This window comes from Acidimicrobiales bacterium, from assembly GCA_035533095.1.
In the GTDB taxonomy this organism is placed as follows: domain Bacteria; phylum Actinomycetota; class Acidimicrobiia; order Acidimicrobiales; family Palsa-688; genus DATLUM01.
On the sequence record DATLUM010000106.1, the window covers coordinates 97,384 to 113,800 of the forward strand.

Genomic DNA, 16,417 nt, shown 5'->3' on the forward strand with positions numbered 1-16,417 from the left:
CGTGCCCCGCCGAGCCTCCCAGCCAGTCGGGGCGGCGACTGGCGCCGCCCGATCGATCCTCCCACTGGCTTTGACCGCGAACGCGATCCGTCCCGTTTCGCGGACCGGGCCGATCGGGGCTTGGGCGTTCTGGCCCGGTTGGCACGTGTCCGAACTTCCTCTGGCCACTCTCGCCGTGCAACTCGCCGGGACGGGCCGATTCGTGCGGCGCCGAGGCTGGCGGACACCCGCGGGGAGTACGCGGCTCCTCGCTCAAGCCGCTTCCGCCGCGGGGCTGATCGCGCTGCAGCAGAGCGCGGCCGACTCCGGCCGCGTCCTCGAAGAGGCCCTCGACCACGGCCTCGGCACCGGCTACCGCAAGCACGCCGAAGAGGCCGGGATCGCCCCGCCCGAGCATCCCGCCGTCGGCGCATGGGGCGTCATGCCCACCTACATCGCCAGACGATCACGGCTTCGCGCCTCCGGGATCAATTACGGGCCAGCCGGCAAGCGGAACCTCCTCGACATCTGGGCCCGCGAGGACCTGCCCGCCGACGGCAAAGCGCCGGTGCTGATCCAGGTCCCAGGCGGGGCGTGGGTGAGCGGGGAGACGCGCTGGCAGGCGTACCCCCTGATGGACCGGCTCATCGAAGCCGGCTGGGTGTGCGTTCCGATCAACTACCGCCTGAGCCCGCGGGCGACCTGGCCGGATCACATCATCGACGTCAAGCGCGCCATCGGCTGGATCAAGGCCAACATCGGGCGGTACGGCGGTGATCCGGATTTCGTCGCCATCACTGGGGGTTCCGCAGGCGGCCACCTCTCCTCACTGGCGGCGATGTCCGCGAACGCCCCCGAGTTCCAGCCCGATTTCGAGGAGGCCGACACCTCGGTCCAGGCCGCCGTGCCGTTCTACGGGGTCTACGACCTCGCCGATTGGGACGACAAGGGCGGACCGCCGCGGACCATCCGGTTCGTGGAGAGGGTGCTGTTGAAGTCGCGGCTCGCCAGTGATCCCGAGCGATGGCGGCTCGCCTCGCCGATCGGCTGGGTCAGCGAGGCGGCTCCCCCGACGATGCTGATACACGGCACCAACGACTCCCTCGTGCCCGTCGAAAGCGCGCGCCGGATGGCACGGGCCCTCCGGGAGAGATCACGCCAACCCGTCGTCTACGCAGAGCTTCCGCACGCCCAGCACGCCTTCGACATCTACGCCTCGCTGCGCACCCGGCACACGGTCCGGGCCGTGGAGCGATTCCTGGCCTACGTTCGGGCGACGGCTCAAGCCCCGCCGGCCGCCACCAGCAGCTCGTCGAAGGACACCCTGAGCGCGTCGGCGTAGTACGCCGGGGTCGGCATGATGTCGCGGTCGGTCGTGAACGAGAACGTCACGAGATCGCAGTAACTCATGATCACGTGTATCAGCGCGGCACCTGTGACGACCGGCCCGAGGCCGTACATGCTGAGCAGCTTGGCGCCGGCGCAGTAGAGAGGGATCGGCGGGCCGGGGATGTTGCTGATCTGCGTGTTGAGCAATCCGGTCGTCCCCGTCCTCGAGCCGATCTCGGCGTTGGCGCGCAGAGCCAGGCCGAACAGCGCGCCCGGGAGGACGCTCGACATCTGCTGGAGGCTGTGCGCGCCGAGTGCCTGCTGGCTTCCCTTGGCAGCGCGCGTCGACTCGGCGACGGCAGCGAGGCGTTGCAGCGGATCCGCGATGTCGGTGTGCATGTCGCAGAAGAACTGCGCCACGCGGTTCCCTTCGTGGCCCGCTTCGTCCTCGGTGCGCAACGACATGGGCACGACGGCTGCGAGCGACGCCTCGGGAAGCTCTCCCAGCTTGTCGAGATAGATCCTCAGCGCGCCGGCGCAGACCGCGATGACCGCGTCGTTGACCGTCGCGCCCGGGACGGCCGACTTGATCGCCTTCAGGTCGGTCAACGAGAAGGTCGCCGCGTCGAAGGCCCTGTGCGGAGAGACCTTGGCGTTGAACCGGGTGGTCGGCACGGTGAGGGAGGGCAACTGGATCTCGCGGTTGCGGATCCTCGAAGGAATGCGGACAGCTGCCGGGAGCGCCTTGGCGATGCCCCTGGCGAGCCGCAGCGGCTTCTGCGCGTTGGAAGCCACGGCGCGCCCGAGCAGCTCCCACGGGCTCGGCATGCGTTCGGGCTGCCAGGTGTCCGGAACGCCGGGAGGCTCGTCTTCAGGATTGAGTTGGAGCAACGCGCTGAGCAGCTCGATCCCACCGACCCCGTCGATGGCCGTGTGATGCACCCGAATGAGGATCGCGACAGACCCGGGCGGCACTCCGGGCACGGCGTTGACCCCCTCGATCAGCCACGCCTCCCACGGCGGCCTGGCCAGGTCGAGCGGGCGGGAGTGCACGCGTCCCACGAGGGTGCACAGCTGCTGCCAGTCGCCGGGAGCAGGCAGCGACGTATGCCGGAGGTGGTATTCGAGGTCGAAGGCGGAGTCCTCCACCCACCACGGGTCGTCGAGGTCGAACGGCACCCGTACCAGGCGCCGGCGGAACGACTTCCCGAGGTGAACCCTTCCCGCGTAGTACTCCAGGAGCCGCTCGAAGGACAACGTGCCGCCCGGCGCGGTGGAGGGGTCGAATATGCCGAGGGACCCGATGTGGTTCGGGCTCCCGGGCGTCTCCGTGTAGAGCATGAAGGCGTCACCCGGTGCGAGCTGCTTCATCTGCGCTCCTTCCCGTGGAACCTGTTCCCCAGTGTCCCAGCGTTCGAGGATCAGCCTAGCCCTCGCTTCGGTTACGGCTCCGTTACGGCTCCCGTCTCGGCGCCTCTCACCAGCCGGGCGTACTTGGCCAGCACGCCGGTGCTGTACCGGGGCTTCGGGGGCGACCAGGCGGACTTTCGCCGCTCCAGTTCGGCTGGGTCGACCTCGAAGTCGATGGACCGGGTGTTCACATCGACGATGATCCGGTCCCCGTCGGCCACGAAGGCGATGGGGCCGGCGTCGACCGCCTCGGGGGCGATGTGGCCCACGCAGAAGCCGTGGGTTCCGCCGCTGAACCGTCCGTCGGTGATGAGTGCGCAGTCCCCGCCCCGGCCGGCGCCCTTCATGGCACCTGTGACGGCGAGCATCTCCCGCATACCCGGGCCGCCTTTGGGGCCCTCGTAGCGGATCACGAGCACGGTGCCCGGCTGGATCGAGCCGGCCAGGATGGCCTCCATGGCCTTGTCCTCACCGTCGAACACACGGGCGGTGCCGTCGAAGCGGTCCTGGTCGATACCGGCGATCTTGACGACGGCGCCCTCGGGTGCCAGCGAGCCTTTCAGGATCGCGGTCCCGCCTTCGGCGTGGATCGCGTCGCTGATCGGGTGCACGACCTTGCCGTCAGGTTTGGGCGGGTCGAGCGCCATCAGGTTCTCGGCCACCGTCCGTCCGGTCACCGTCAGGCAGTCTCCGTGGAGCAAGCCGGCATCGAGCAGTTCCTTCATGACGACAGGTACGCCGCCCACCTTGTCGATGTCGACCATGTGGTAGCGGCCGTGCGGCTTGGTGTCCGCGATATGGGGAACCTTCCTCCCGACGCGGTCGAAGTCCTCGATCGTCAGAGGAACCCGGGCCTCGTGCGCGATCGCTAGAAGGTGCAGCACCGCGTTGGTCGAACCACCGAGCGCCATGGTCACGGCTATGGCGTTCTCGAAGGCCTCCTTGGTCATGATGTCGCGTGGCATGATCCCGGCCTCGAGAAGCCGGATGACGGCCTTCCCGGAGTCGCGGGCGAAGTCGTCCCTGATCGGATCGATGGCCGCCGGCGACGCGGAACCGGGAAGGGCCATCCCCAATGCCTCGGAGATCGAGGCCATGGTGTTGGCGGTGAACATGCCGGCGCAGCTGCCGATCGTCGGGCAGGCGCTTCGTTCGATGAGCGACAACTCCGCGTCGGTCAACGACCCTGCCGCCCTGGCGCCCACCGCCTCGAAGACACTCGTGATGTCGAGTGCTTCGCCCGCGGGGCCCGTGCCGGGCAGGATGCTCCCGCCGTAGAGGAAGACCGACGGCAGGTTGATCCGGGCGGCCGCCATGAGCATGCCGGGGAGCGACTTGTCGCAGCCGGCGAAGGTCACCATCGCGTCGAATCGCTCAGCGTGCATCATCGTCTCGATGGAGTCGGCGATCACCTCGCGGCTGACCAGCGACGCCCTCATTCCTTCGTGCCCCATCGATATCCCGTCGGAGACCGCGATGGTCACGAACTCGATCGGGAAACCGCCTGCCTCGCGGACACCCTCCTTGGCCTGCTTGGCCAAGCGGTCGAGGGGGAGGTTGCAGGGGGTTACCTCGTTCCACGAGGAGGCGACGCCCACCTGCGGCTTCGACCAGTCGTCGTCTGTCATACCGACCGCTCGCAGCATCGCTCTCGCAGGTGCACGCTCGAACCCGTCGGTCACTTCACGGCTCCGGGGCTTCATGTCGCTGGCCACACCTACACGATAGGCGGCAACCGTATCGGTAGAGTCGGGCGGATGCGCTCCCGAGCCCGTTCAGCGATCGCGTTGGCGGTCGCGGCCGGCGCCGGGGGGATTCTCTCCTCGTGCGACGTGGGCCCGAGCCATACCCTCAACCCGAAGAGCGTCCAGAGCCAGATCGCGAAGCAGCTGAGCTCGCGCTACCCCGTGAGCGGCGTCCTGGTGGTATGCCCCGGGAAGATCCCCGACCAGGTCGGATTCAAGTTCTCCTGCACCGTTTCGTTCAACGGGGGGACCGTGCGCCTGGACGGTGAAGTCACCTCGTCGAAGGGTTCGTACAACATCCGGCCGGAGGAGGCGATCATCTCCACGGCCCAGGCAGCCACGACTCTCGAGAGCGACATCAGCGCGCAAGTTCATGCGACGACGAAAGTTGACTGCGGTCCCGTATCGGTCAAAGTCGTGCCGGTAGGAGGCCAGTTCTCCTGCCAGGCGACGATCACCGGACAAGGGACGCGCCGGGTCACGGTCACCGTCGAAGATCTCGATGGCCACTTCCGCTACAGCGTGGCGCCCCCTTCATCCTCGTCGTGATCGGAGCAGAGCGGAGGCTTCCTTCATGTCCGCGTTGCCGCCGCTGCGTGAGCGGATGTGCCCGGCGAAGAAGCCCATCAACTTGTCCTCTCCGCCGGCGAAGCGGGCCCACTCGTCGGGGTACTCGGCGACCACCTGGTCGACGATCTCGCTGAGGGCACCGGCGGCGAGTGCTTCGAATCCGAGGCGTGAGGCGACCTCCCGCGGATCACCCCCGGATTCCAGCAGCTCCTTGAGGACGGTCCGCGACTGGGCCGGGGTCAGAGAGCCTTCCGTTTCCATCGCGACGAGCGATGCAAACGACTCTTCGCTGAGGTGTTCGAGCGACTCGAGCTGGGAGGCGACCTCGTTGGCCAGACGGCGGACCGCGACGGTCTCGGCACCGTCCGGGCCGCCCGCGCTCCGGACGGCCTCGACGTAGCGGTCGAGGTCGAGCCTGACGACCGTCACGACCGAGTCGTCGCCGGCCGGGATTCCCGAGGCGGCGGCCACGGCGTCCCGCCGGGCGGCGGGGAGAACCGGCAGCGACGAGGAGACCTCGGAGATCCACGCCTGCGAGGGGTTGACGGGTACGAGGTCCGGCTCGGGGAAGTAGCGGTAGTCGTAGGCCTCTTCCTTCGACCGCATCGACCCGGTACGGCCGGCGCCCTCGTCCCAATGCCGGGTCTCCTGCACGATGCTGCCGCCCTCGGTCAGGACCTCGATCTGGCGCTGTGCTTCGTACTCGATCGCGCGTCCGAGTGATCGGAGCGAGTTCATGTTCTTGACCTCGCAGCGGGTCCCGTATTCGCTGCTGCCGGCGTGGCGGACCGACACGTTGGCGTCCACGCGAAGGGACCCTTCTTCCATCTTCCCGTCCGAGGCGCCCGTCGCCACGAGGATGGCCCTCAGCTCGTCTACGTAGGCGCGCGCTTCGTCGGCGCTCCTGATGTCGGGCGCGCTGACGATCTCGACCAGCGGCACCCCCGCCCGGTTGTAGTCGACGAGGGAGTGAGCCGCGTCGTGGATCCGGCCGCCTCCGCCCATGTGAGTGGTCTTGCCGGTGTCCTCCTCCATGTGCGCGCGCTCGATGCCGATGCGCCGGCCACTCGGGAGCTCCAGCCAGCCGTCCGCATTGATCGGGATGTCGTACTGGCTGATCTGGTAGTCCTTCGGCATGTCCGGATAGAAGTAGTTCTTCCGGTGGAACAACGAGGGCTGGACGCGGCAATTGAGCGCCGTGCCGATTCGCATGGCGAACTCGACGGCCGCACGGTTGATGACCGGAAGTGAACCCGGAAGGCCAAGGCACACCGGGCACACATTGGTGTTGGGCTCGTCGCCGAAGCTGTTGGGGCAGGCGCAGAAGAGCTTTGTTCGGGTGCGCAACTCGGCGTGCACCTCGAGACCCACGACGACCTCCCAGCCGGCCCGCCGGCCTGAGGCATTCCCGGCCCGCCGGCCTGAGGCATTCTCGGCCCGCCGGCCTGAGGCATCCGCAGCGGTCATCGTGCCACCTCCGACCGGATGAGCTGCGGCACGGGCAGATCGGGAGCCGCAGCCTCGAGGACCGCGGCGACCTGGAACATGACAACCTCTCCCAGTGCGGGGGCGAGGATCTGCACGCCGGCGGGCAGCCCATCGGCCCCGGTACCGAAGGGCACGCTGATAGCCGGATGGCCGGCGAGGTTCGAAGGGATGGTGCACACGTCGTTGAGGTACATGGTCAAGGGGTCCTGGGTCTTGGCGCCGAGTGGGAATGCGGTGCCGGGCGCCGTGGGCCCTAGCAGCACGTCGAAATCCCTGTACGCGGTTTCGAAGTCGCGGATGATGAGGGTGCGCACCTGCTGCGCCTTGCCGTAGTACGCGTCGTAGTAGCCGGCAGAGAGGGCATAGGTGCCGAGCATGATCCGTCGTTTTACTTCCGCGCCAAAACCCGCCGAGCGCGTGCGAAGGTACATATCGGTGATGTCCTTCGAGCCGCTCGCGCGCAGGCCGTACCTGACACCGTCGTAGCGGGCGAGGTTCGACGAGGCTTCTGCCGGTGCGATGAGGTAGTAGGCGGAGAGCCCGTACACCGCGGCGGGGACGCTCACCTCGTCGACCTTGGCGCCAGCTGCCGACAAGGCGTCGGCTGCTTCGCGCGTGCGCTCGACGACATCCGCCGAGATCCCTTCAGCGTCGGTCAGCTCGGTGACGATCCCTACGCGCAGTCCCTCCACGCCGGCACCGAGCCGCTCGGACGCCCGAGGCGGCGGCTCCCGGAACGAAGTCGAATCGGCGGGGTCCGGCCCGGCGATGACGTCGAGCAGAAGGGCGGCGTCGGCGACGGAGCGCGCGAACGGCCCGATCTGGTCAAGCGAGCTCGCGAACGCCACGAGCCCGTAGCGCGAGACCAGGCCGTAGGTGGGCTTCGCCCCTACGACGCCGCACAGCGCCGCCGGCTGGCGGATCGAGCCGCCGGTATCCGATCCCAGCCCGAGGGCGGCGAAGCCCGCGGCCACCGCCGCCGCGCTACCACCCGAAGATCCGCCCGGCACCCGGTCCAGGTCATGCGGGTTGCGGGTGGGGCCGAACGCGGAGTTCTCGGTCGACGATCCCATGGCGAACTCGTCGAGGTTGGTCTTGCCGACGATCACCGCGCCGGCCGCCTGCAAGCGCGATACGACAGTGGCGTCGTAGGGGGGAATCCATCCCTCGAGGATCCGCGACGAGCAGGTGGTCGGTACGCCTCTCGTGCAGAGATTGTCCTTGAGCGCGACCGGGACTCCGGCGAGCGGACCGGGATCACGGCCCGACGTCACCGCCGCGTCAACGGCGTCGGCCGCCGCGCGGGCGCGATCGGCCGTAACCGTGTTGAAGGCGTGCACCTGCCCCTCGTGCCTCTCTATCCGCCCGAGATGCTCCTCGAGGACGGCTCTGGCCGAGACGGTGCCGTCTTTTACCCCTGCTGCGACCTCGACGGCGAACGCGAGGCTCACGGGGTGACCCCGAGGATCCGCGGGACCCGGAACCTTTCGTCCTCCACCGCCGGAGCCTGTGCGAGCACTTCAGCGCGGTCGAGGCACGGACCGGCCTCGTCCTCCCTGAACACGTTCTCGAGGGGCAGCGGGTGCGCCGTGGGGGGCACTCCCGCTGTGTCGAGAGCTTCGACGTCCCGGGCGTGTTCCAGCACCGCGCCGAGTTGTGCCGTGAAGCGGTCCAGTTCCTCTTGGGTCAACGACAGCCGGGCCAGGCGCGCCACGTGCGCGACTTCATCGGACGAGATCCGGGTGGGCATGGGACTCATGCTAGGGCCGCCCCTTCGGCGGGCGTCCCACCATTGAAGAGGTTCGCGCTAGCTTCTGCGCACGATTCAGGCGCAGACGGGGTCAAGCAGAGATCGAGGTGGCCGGTGGCTCAGTACCAGTTCCTCAGCGACGAATGGCTGGCGGAGGCTCGCAACATCCGAGCCGAGTACCACGACAGGACACCGCAGATTCCGGTGTCGGTCCGCATGAACCAGATCATCCAGGACGTGCCATTCGGCGACGGGGTGATACACGCCCACGTTGACACCTCATCCGGTGACCTCGAGATGGAGACAGGCCACCTGGACTCACCGGACCTGACCATCACGCTCAGCTACGACACCGCCAAGGCGATCCTCGTCGACGGCGACGCGCAGGCGGCGATGCAGGCGTTCCTCGGCGGGCGGATCAAGGTAGACGGCGACATCACGAAGATGCTCACTTTGCAGACGGCGAGTGTCGGCGGGGCCGCGGACCCCGCGACCGTCGAGATGGCCAAGCGGCTCCAGGAGATCACTCTGTGAACAGGGCTGGCTGAACAGGGCCGGCTGACGACCGCGGATCAGGCGAGGCGTCCAGACAGGAGCGGCAGAGAACCCAGGGGGGCGGCGGCACCGGCAACGGCTGGGGATCGCTGCCTCAGCACGCCGCCCCCCTTGGTCCTCTGCCTGACGAGCCCAATATACCGAGCCTCCGGACCCGGCACGACCGGGCGGCACAAAAGTTGCTTGAAGTGCGGATTTGGGAGGGACTATCCGGTGAAGATCTGGACGTTCGCCCCGCGGTGAGCCATAGTCCCGGCGGACGGCGAGGTCGAGCTGACCGGCTTGTTCGGGTTCCCCGTCACGCCGGTCACGTTGAAGCCGTCCTGAGCGAGGATCTGCGACGCCGCCGCGACGGATTGGCCACTGACATTGGGGACGGCAACGAGATCGGGGCCCTTGGAGATGAGCACGGTCACCTGGCTCCCGACCGTCGCCTGCGTGCCGGCCGCCGGGTTCGTACCTATCACCTGCCCCTTGGCGACGGTGTCGCTGAACTGGTCGCTCTCGACGGCCGAGAGCCCGACTGACTGCAGCGCCGCCTGCGCGGACGCAAACGACTGGCCCGCCTGGCTCCCCGCCAGTGCCGGGACCGCGACCGTCGGCTTGCCGGAGGACACGACCAGGTTCACCGACTGCCCGGGGAGCAGGGTGCCCGAATTCGGGCTGCTAGAGATGACGGAGCCCGCGCTGACGGTCATGCTCGTCTGGTGGGTGACGGTCCCCGTCTTCAGGCCGAGGGTCTGCAGGACCGCTTCGGCTGCGTCGAGGGGCGTGCCCGCCAGGTTGGTCGGGACCTTCACCGGTTGCGGGCCGAGAGACAGCAGCACCGCGATGGTGCTGCCCTCGGAGACCGTGCCGCGCGACGGGCGCTGGGCCAGGATCGTGCCGGCGGCCTGGCCCGAGTACGAGCGCTGGTAGACGGACAGATGGAGGTGCAACCTCTCCAGCGCCACCTTGGCTTGCGCCTCGGTGTCACCGACGAGGCGTGGGACGGGGTGCGTCGGCGTCAGCACGCCGGTTGCGACGATCGCACCTGCTGTCCCGCCCCCGATGAGCACGAGCGCCGCGAGGATCATTACTGCGATGCGAAGGCGCCGGCGGCCGGCGCGCCGCGGTGGTTCGGGCTGGCCGGGCAGCGGGGCGGGCACAGCCGGTCTGGTCGCCGCTGGGATGGGCGGCGGCGGGACGGGGATGGCCTGGGTCCAGGCCTCGCCAGCGCGAGCCTCCTCCGCCTCGATGGATGCCACGTCGAACAGGCGGGTGCGCCCCGGGTATTCGGTCGGGTTGGGGTCGCTCTCGACGAATCCGCTGAGCGAGGACGGGGCTGCCAGCGGGAGGGGAGCCGGAGGGGGCAGCTTCGCGGCGACGGCATCGAGGGCCCCGACGAACGCTGCGGCGTCGAGCCTCGCTTCCCGGTCGGAAGTCCCGGCTTGCGCGAGCACCGGGCCGAGTGCTCCGAGACTGTCGGGAACCTCGACGTCTCGCTCCACGCGCGCCATGAGCGTGCCGAGGGTGGTGTCGGCGGCGAAGGGAACGGTGCCGGTCGTCGCTTCGATGAGGACGAGGGACAGCGAGTACACGTCCGCCCTGCTGTCGAGGGACTGGCCGCGAACCTGTTCGGGGGCTGCGTATCGAGCGGTGCCCACCACGGCCCCGGCCGGCTCGGTCCAGGTCGCCTCCGCGAGCGCTCGGGCCAGCCCGAAGTCGGCGACGCTCAGCCGCCCCTCGTCGTCGAAGATCAGGTTCGCGGGCTTGATGTCGCGGTGGACCAGCCCGCGGCGGTGCGCGTAGTCGAGTGCCCTGGCTGCGTCGGCACCGACGGCCGCCGCCTGCGCCGGCGAGAGGAGGTTGCCCCTGTCGAGGAGCGAGCGCAGGCTCCCACCCTCCAGCAGCTCCATGACCAGGTAGGGCGAGCCGCCGTCTTCGCCCCAGTCGTATACGCGAAGGATATTGGGATGGCGCAGTGCGGCGACCACCTGGGCCTCCGCCCTGAAGCGGCGCAGGAAGCCCTCGTCGCCGGCGAGTGCGGGGTGGAGCACCTTGATGGCGACACGCCGGCGGAGGCTGACGTCCTCCGCCACGTAGACGTGGGCCGACGCCCCCGTGCCGAGGGGGCGAGTCAGGCGGTAACGGTCACCGAGGACGCGCCCCACCGAGTCGGCGATGCGCGACGTCGCCACGACTCCCGAGGGTACCGCTCGCGCCTTTCGCTGACGCGGACCCCGCCCGGGGTCACCCGGGGATGTCCCCCGTCTCGAGCAGCCTGGCGAACCCGGCCTCGTCTATAACCGGTATGCCCAGTTTTGTCGCCTTGGCGAGCTTTGCAGCGCCTGGCTCGGCCCCCACCACGACCGCCGTCGTCTTCTTCGATACGCTCCCCGGGCTCTTGCCGCCCCGTGCCTTGATGGCCTCCTCCGCCCCCTCCCGCGACCAGCCCTCCAGCGTGCCGGTCACCACGATCGACAGGCCGGCCAGCACCTGGGGCAGGTCCGGCGCGCCGGGACCCTCGAAGTTGACCCCGGCCGCCCGCAGGCGCTCGACGACCACGCGGTTGGACTCCATGGCGAAGAAGCGCTGCACGCTGGCGCCGATGATCGGGCCGATCCCCTCCACGGCGGACAGCTCGTCCGCCGTCGCGGCCATGATCCGGTCGATGTGGTGCATCTGGCGGGCGAGGATCTGGCTGCCGGTCGACCCGAGATGGCGGATGGACAGACCGACGAGCAGGTTGGCGAGCGGGCGCTGCTTCGACGCGTCTATGGCGGCGCGGAGGTTCGCCGTGGATGTCTCGCCCCATCCCTCGAAACCTGAGATGCGATCGAATTCGAGGGTGTAAATGTCGGCTACGTCGTGCAGCAGCCCTTCGCGGCAGAAGTGTGCGACGGTGCGCTCCCCCAGGTGCTCGATGTCCATGGCGCCGCGCGACGCGAAGTGCGCGATGCGCTGAACCTGCTGGCCGGGGCAGTCGGCATTGACGCAGAACGTGTCGCTTTCACCCTCGAGGCGGACGAGGCTGGCACCGCAGACCGGACAGTCCTCAGGGAATCGCCACGGTGCGAGATTCTTGGGGCGCAGCGGAAGCACCGGGCCTCGCACCTCGGGGATCACATCCCCGGCCCTTCGGACGACGACGGTGTCTCCGGGACGGACGTCCTTGATGCGGACCTGGTCTTCGTTGTGGAGAGTGGCCATCGACACGTTGGCACCCCCGACAACGACCGGCTCGAGGACCGCGAACGGAGTTGCCTTACCAGTCCGGCCGATCGACACCATGATGTCCTTGAGGACGGTGGTCTTCTCCTCGGGCGGGAACTTGTACGCGATCGCCCAGCGGGGCGCTCTCGCCGTGGCCCCGAGTTCTCTGCGTTGCGCAAGGCCGTTGACCTTGACGACGGTCCCGTCGATCTCGTAGTCCAGGGTGTGGCGCTTGTCGAGCCAGGCGCGGCAGTACCTGTCCACCTCGTCGAGGCTGTGCTCGAGCTCGATGTGCGGGTTGACGGGGAAGCCGGCGCCCTTCATCCAGTCGAGCGTGTGGACGTGCTCGGTGAACCGGGGGCCGCCCTCGACGAAGCCAAGCTGGTAGGCCCAGAAGCGCAGGTCGCGTGACTCTGTGATCGCTGGATCCTTCTGCCGTAGGCTCCCGGCGGCCGCGTTGCGCGGGTTGATGAAGGTGCGGGCGCTGGCCGCGGCCTGCCGCTCGTTGAGATCGTCGAAGGCGGAGATCGGCATGTAGATCTCCCCCCGGACCTCCACCACCGAGGGGGCCCCCTTGCCGAGCTCGTGCGGGATCTGGCCGATCGTCGACACGTTGGCGGTCACATCCTCACCGATCTCGCCGTCGCCGCGGGTCGCCGCACGCACGAGCTTCCCGCCCTCGTAGAGCAGGCTTATCGCCAGCCCGTCGATCTTCAGCTCGCACGTGTAGTCGACGTTGCCGGATATGAAGCGGTCCATCCGCTTGCCCCATGCGAGGAGCTCCTCGTAGCTCGTGGTCTTGTCGAGCGACATCATCGGCGTACGGTGCCGGACCTCGGCGAACAGCGGCGAGGCCAGTCCGCCGACCGCCGCCAGCGGCGAGTCGGGGCTCTCGAGCTCCGGGTGCTCCGCCTCGATGCGCGACAACTCTGCGACGAGCTCGTCGAACTCGGCGTCAGTGATCTCCGGGTCGTCTTCGACGAAGTACCTGCGGTTGTGGTAGTCGATCAGCGCCCGGAGTTCCTCGGCGCGCGCTGCTGGATCGCGTCGGTCCACGCCCTGACGATACCCACGGGCTGCGACGTCGCCGGAGGCTGTCAGGCCGCGGGGCCTCCTCCGACCACCGAGTCGCCGCGGTAGAGGACGACGCTTTGGCCGGGGGCCACTCGCCGCACCGGTTCGGCCACGACGACTCGGCTCGCGGGGTCCCACGAGGCGGCGACCGGCCTGCCGTGGGCACTCATCTGCACTTCCAGCGTGTCACCTACCGCCGGGGCTGCATCGACCCATGACATCGCGCCCACTGCGATTTCCTGCACGAGGAGGTCGCCGAGCGCCCCGACGGTGACCGTCGCGGTGGCCTGATCGCGCTCGACGATGTAGGCGCGCTCGCCGCCGGCGCTTCGGATCGACCCGAGCCCCCGCCTCTGCCCGACGGTGAGCAGCTCGAATCCGGGCAAAGACCCGAGCACCGCGCCGTTGAGGTCACTCACCTTCGCTTCACGCAAGGGGATCCTCGCCCCGAGGAAGGCCTCCCGTCCCGAAGCGCGGGAAATGAAGCACACGTCCTGGCTGTCGGCCTTGGCGGCCGTCCGTAGACGCAGCCGTGCCGCGACCTGACGCACGTCGCGCTTGGTCAGGTGACCGACGGGAAGCATCGTGCGTCCGAGCTGTGGCTGGCCGAGCATGTGGAGCACGTACGACTGGTCCTTCGCCGGGTCGGCACCGCGCTTCAGTTCCCAGTGTCGGTCACCGGCCAGCTCGACTCTCGCGTGGTGGCCCGTCGCGACCGCGTCGAACCCGAGCTGCACCGCCCGCTCCAGAAAACGATCGAACTTCAGATGCCGGTTGCACTCCACGCACGGGTTCGGCGTGCGGCCGCCGGCGTGATCGGCGACGTAGGGGTCGACCACGTGGCGTTCGAATTCATCGGAGAAGTTGAAGACGTGGTGCGTGATACCGAGCTGCTGGCACACGCGACGGGCGTCGTCCACGTCGGCCACGGAGCAGCAGCCGGTGTCCGACTCGCCTCCCCACAGCTTCATGGTCGCTCCGGTGACGTCGTGTCCCTGCTGCTGGAGCAACGCGGCAGCCACGGACGAGTCGACTCCTCCCGACATCGCTACGAGCACGCGCACGGTTCAGCCGCCTGACAGCCTGGCGACCGCTTCCGGTATCGCCCGCGCCGCGAAGTCGATCTCGTCGAATGTCGTGCTCGGCCCGAGGGTGAGACGAAGCGTCGACATGGCGTCCTCCTTGGTCGCGCCCATGGCGAGGAGAACCGGGCTGGGCTCCAGCGCGCCGCTGGCGCATGCCGACCCCGCGGATGCACAGACCCCCGCTTCGTCGAGGAGCACCAGCAGCGCCTCGCTTTCGATTCCGGGCAGCACGAGGTGCAGATGGCCGGGCGTGCGGTTCGAGCCGCTCCCGGTCTCCACGAACGCGGGGAGGGAAGCTCGAAGGCGGCCCGACAGCTCGTCCCTCATCGCGCTCACCCGCCGGCAGGACTCTGCGCGCGACGCGACGGACGCGCGCGCGGCGGCGGCGAGGCCGACGGCTCCCGCGACGTTCTGCGTGCCGCTCCTCAGCTCGCGTTCCTGGCCGCCGCCGTACAGCACAGGACGCAGTCTCGGGTGCCCGCGTACGCCAAGGACGCCTATCCCCTGAGGGCCGCCCCATTTGTGGCCGCTGACCGAGACCATGTCGGCGGCCGACGCAGCTTCGGCGAGATCCGTCCACTGTGCGGCCTGGACGGCGTCGGTGTGAAGCAGCGCGTTGGGCGCGCGCCGGCGCACGAGGTTGGCGACACGCGAGAGGGGTTGGATGACGCCGGTCTCCTGGTTCGCCGCCTGCACCGACACCAGCGACACATCCGGATCGAGTAGCCCGCGCAGGCTGTCGAGGTCGACGACGCCGTCCGGACCGACGGGCGCCACTCGAAGGTCCTCTCCGCTCGCTACAGCCGCCTCTATGACGGCGGGGTGCTCGACGGCGCTGACCACGACCGCGCCGGGCCGGGCGGCGAGCGACCCGAGCACGGCGAGGTTGTCGGATTCCGTGCCCCCGGAAGTGAACAAGACGCCCCCGGGTGGCATGCCCAGGATGTCCGCAAGCGTGTCGCGTGCGTCGTCGAGCGCGGCGCGCGCCGCCCGGGCAGCGCGGGGAGCGCCCGAGGGGTTGCCGAAGCGGCCCTCGAGCCACGGGCGCATGGCCTGCGCGGCTTCGCAACGCATCGGCCCTCCGGCGGCGTGATCCAGGTACGCCGGCACGCATTGATGCTACTTGGCCAGTCTTCTGCGGCGATTCAGACAGTCTTCTGCGGCGATTTCAGGCTTCTGCGCCGGTCGGTGATCAACATTCAATCAAGCGCAGCACTACGGTCAGGAGTAGTGGTCCTTCCCAGCTACCCTGCTAATCGATGAGCGAGCTCAGGCTCGACCCTATGACGGGCCGTTGGGTGGTGATTGCCGGCGAAAGGTATCAGCGACCTTCCGACTTCCTGCCGCGCCGCCTCCCTGTCGAGGACGAGCCGATCCGCCCCTGCCCGTTCTGCCCCGGACGCGACGACGACGTCGTTGCGAGCTACGGCCCCCCGGGGAGCTGGGTGGTGCGGGTGGTTCCGAACCGCTACCCCGCGTTCAGCGGCTCGGAGCCCATGGTCGTGTCGCACCTTGGGCCCGTGTTCACGCAGGCGCCGGCAAGCGGGTTGCACGAGGTACTGGTGCTCAGCCCCGAGCACAACTCGAGCTGGGCCGACCTATCCGAAACCCACGCAGGGTTCGTGATGGAGGCGCTGCGAGACCGGATGGCGGCGCACGCTGCGACCCCCGGCCTGCGATACAGCCAGGCCGTGGTGAACTGCGGCCGCGAAGCCGGTGCGTCCATCGAGCACCCGCACGGGCAGCTGCTGTCGATGCCCTTCATCCCAGGTGAGGCGGCCAATGAGCTCGCAGGTTTCGCCCGCTTCCGGGGCAACTGCCTCATGTGCGCGACGATCGACGCCGAGGAGGAAGCGGCGCACCGGATCATCTTCGCCGACGACCGGGTCGCGACGATCAGCCCGTTCTGGGGTGGAACCCCCTACGAGCTGCTCATCCTCCCCCGCCGCCACAACGGCAACCTGCACGAATCCGATTCCCGTGACCTGGCGGCGATGGGCAGCGCGGTGCAGCGTGCGCTAGCCGCCCTGCGCGGCCGCCTGGGCGACATCGCCTACAACGTGATGTTCCACTCGGCACCGTTCCGGCTGACGGGCGATTTCCACTGGCACGTGCACGTGATGCCGAAGATCTCCACCCGCGGCGGGTTCGAGATGGGTTCCGGCGTGCTCATCAACGTGGTGCCTCCCGAGCGCGCCGCGGAGGAGTTGCGCGCCGAGGTCGCCGCCGCCGCCTGA

At 69.0% G+C, this 16,417-nt stretch carries 13 protein-coding genes; 4 read left to right on the top strand and 9 right to left on the bottom strand.

The annotated features are described in order from the left end of the window. Window position 1 precedes the first annotated feature (1 nt). Entirely contained in the window at window positions 2–1,321 is a 1,320-nt protein-coding gene (locus tag VNF71_13660; GenBank protein HVA75600.1) for an alpha/beta hydrolase, read from the top strand. Here the strand turns inward: VNF71_13660 and VNF71_13665 are convergent. Continuing rightward, a complete protein-coding gene (locus tag VNF71_13665; GenBank protein HVA75601.1) occupies window positions 1,261–2,679 on the bottom strand; it encodes a wax ester/triacylglycerol synthase family O-acyltransferase in 1,419 nt (472 codons plus the stop codon). The genes VNF71_13660 and VNF71_13665 overlap by 61 nt on opposite strands. Before the next feature lie 71 nt (window positions 2,680–2,750). Continuing rightward, complete coding sequence (gene ilvD, locus VNF71_13670; GenBank protein HVA75602.1) at window positions 2,751–4,433, bottom strand: dihydroxy-acid dehydratase; 1,683 nt, start codon at window positions 4,431–4,433, stop codon at window positions 2,751–2,753. 42 nt (window positions 4,434–4,475) lie between these two features. Here ilvD and VNF71_13675 point away from each other — a divergent pair, with 42 nt between their 5' ends. Then, window positions 4,476–5,012, top strand: a complete 537-nt coding sequence (locus VNF71_13675; GenBank protein HVA75603.1) for a DUF4333 domain-containing protein — start codon at window positions 4,476–4,478, stop codon at window positions 5,010–5,012. Here VNF71_13675 and gatB read toward each other — a convergent pair. Genes gatB through gatC form a run of 3 tightly spaced genes read right to left on the bottom strand, consistent with a single transcriptional unit; the run spans window position 4,998 to window position 8,271 of the window. Beyond that, a complete protein-coding gene (gene gatB / locus VNF71_13680) occupies window positions 4,998–6,500 on the bottom strand; it encodes an Asp-tRNA(Asn)/Glu-tRNA(Gln) amidotransferase subunit GatB (GenBank protein HVA75604.1) in 1,503 nt (500 codons plus the stop codon). The two genes, VNF71_13675 and gatB, sit on opposite strands and share 15 nt — an antisense overlap. After that, window positions 6,497–7,972, bottom strand: coding sequence for an Asp-tRNA(Asn)/Glu-tRNA(Gln) amidotransferase subunit GatA (gatA, locus tag VNF71_13685; protein HVA75605.1), 1,476 nt, complete (start codon window positions 7,970–7,972; stop codon window positions 6,497–6,499). The genes gatB and gatA overlap by 4 nt, the downstream gene beginning before the upstream one ends. Next, entirely contained in the window at window positions 7,969–8,271 is a 303-nt protein-coding gene (gatC, locus tag VNF71_13690) for an Asp-tRNA(Asn)/Glu-tRNA(Gln) amidotransferase subunit GatC (GenBank protein HVA75606.1), read from the bottom strand. The genes gatA and gatC overlap by 4 nt, the downstream gene beginning before the upstream one ends. 114 nt (window positions 8,272–8,385) lie before the next feature. Here gatC and VNF71_13695 point away from each other — a divergent pair, with 114 nt between their 5' ends. Further along, a complete protein-coding gene (locus VNF71_13695; protein ID HVA75607.1) occupies window positions 8,386–8,805 on the top strand; it encodes an SCP2 sterol-binding domain-containing protein in 420 nt (139 codons plus the stop codon). Between the two features lie 227 nt (window positions 8,806–9,032). Here the strand turns inward: VNF71_13695 and VNF71_13700 are convergent, their stop codons facing one another. Genes VNF71_13700 through VNF71_13715 form a run of 4 tightly spaced genes read right to left on the bottom strand, consistent with a single transcriptional unit; the run spans window position 9,033 to window position 15,290 of the window. Then, window positions 9,033–11,006, bottom strand: a complete 1,974-nt coding sequence (locus VNF71_13700) for a PASTA domain-containing protein (protein ID HVA75608.1) — start codon at window positions 11,004–11,006, stop codon at window positions 9,033–9,035. Window positions 11,007–11,058: 52 nt separating this feature from the next. Then, entirely contained in the window at window positions 11,059–13,077 is a 2,019-nt protein-coding gene (gene ligA / locus VNF71_13705) for an NAD-dependent DNA ligase LigA (protein ID HVA75609.1), read from the bottom strand. A 41-nt stretch (window positions 13,078–13,118) separates the two neighbouring features. Continuing rightward, complete coding sequence (mnmA, locus tag VNF71_13710) at window positions 13,119–14,159, bottom strand: tRNA 2-thiouridine(34) synthase MnmA (protein HVA75610.1); 1,041 nt, start codon at window positions 14,157–14,159, stop codon at window positions 13,119–13,121. 3 nt (window positions 14,160–14,162) lie between these two features. Next, complete coding sequence (locus tag VNF71_13715) at window positions 14,163–15,290, bottom strand: cysteine desulfurase family protein (protein ID HVA75611.1); 1,128 nt, start codon at window positions 15,288–15,290, stop codon at window positions 14,163–14,165. Window positions 15,291–15,439: 149 nt separating this feature from the next. Here VNF71_13715 and VNF71_13720 point away from each other — a divergent pair, with 149 nt between their 5' ends. Further along, the gene (locus VNF71_13720; protein ID HVA75612.1) at window positions 15,440–16,417 is read left to right on the top strand and encodes a DUF4921 family protein; all 978 of its coding nucleotides are present in this window, start codon (window positions 15,440–15,442) and stop codon (window positions 16,415–16,417) included.

Excerpts from the sequence above, each read along its gene's own strand:
- VNF71_13665 (HVA75601.1), bottom strand. The coding sequence starts at position 2,679 with ATGAAGCAGCTCGCACCGGGTGACGCCTTCATGCTCTACACGGAGACG.
- VNF71_13675 (HVA75603.1), top strand. The coding sequence starts at position 4,476 with ATGCGCTCCCGAGCCCGTTCAGCGATCGCGTTGGCGGTCGCGGCCGGC.
- gatC (HVA75606.1), bottom strand. The coding sequence starts at position 8,271 with ATGCCCACCCGGATCTCGTCCGATGAAGTCGCGCACGTGGCGCGCCTG.
- gatB (HVA75604.1), bottom strand. The coding sequence starts at position 6,500 with ATGACCGCTGCGGATGCCTCAGGCCGGCGGGCCGAGAATGCCTCAGGC.
- VNF71_13720 (HVA75612.1), top strand. The coding sequence starts at position 15,440 with ATGAGCGAGCTCAGGCTCGACCCTATGACGGGCCGTTGGGTGGTGATT.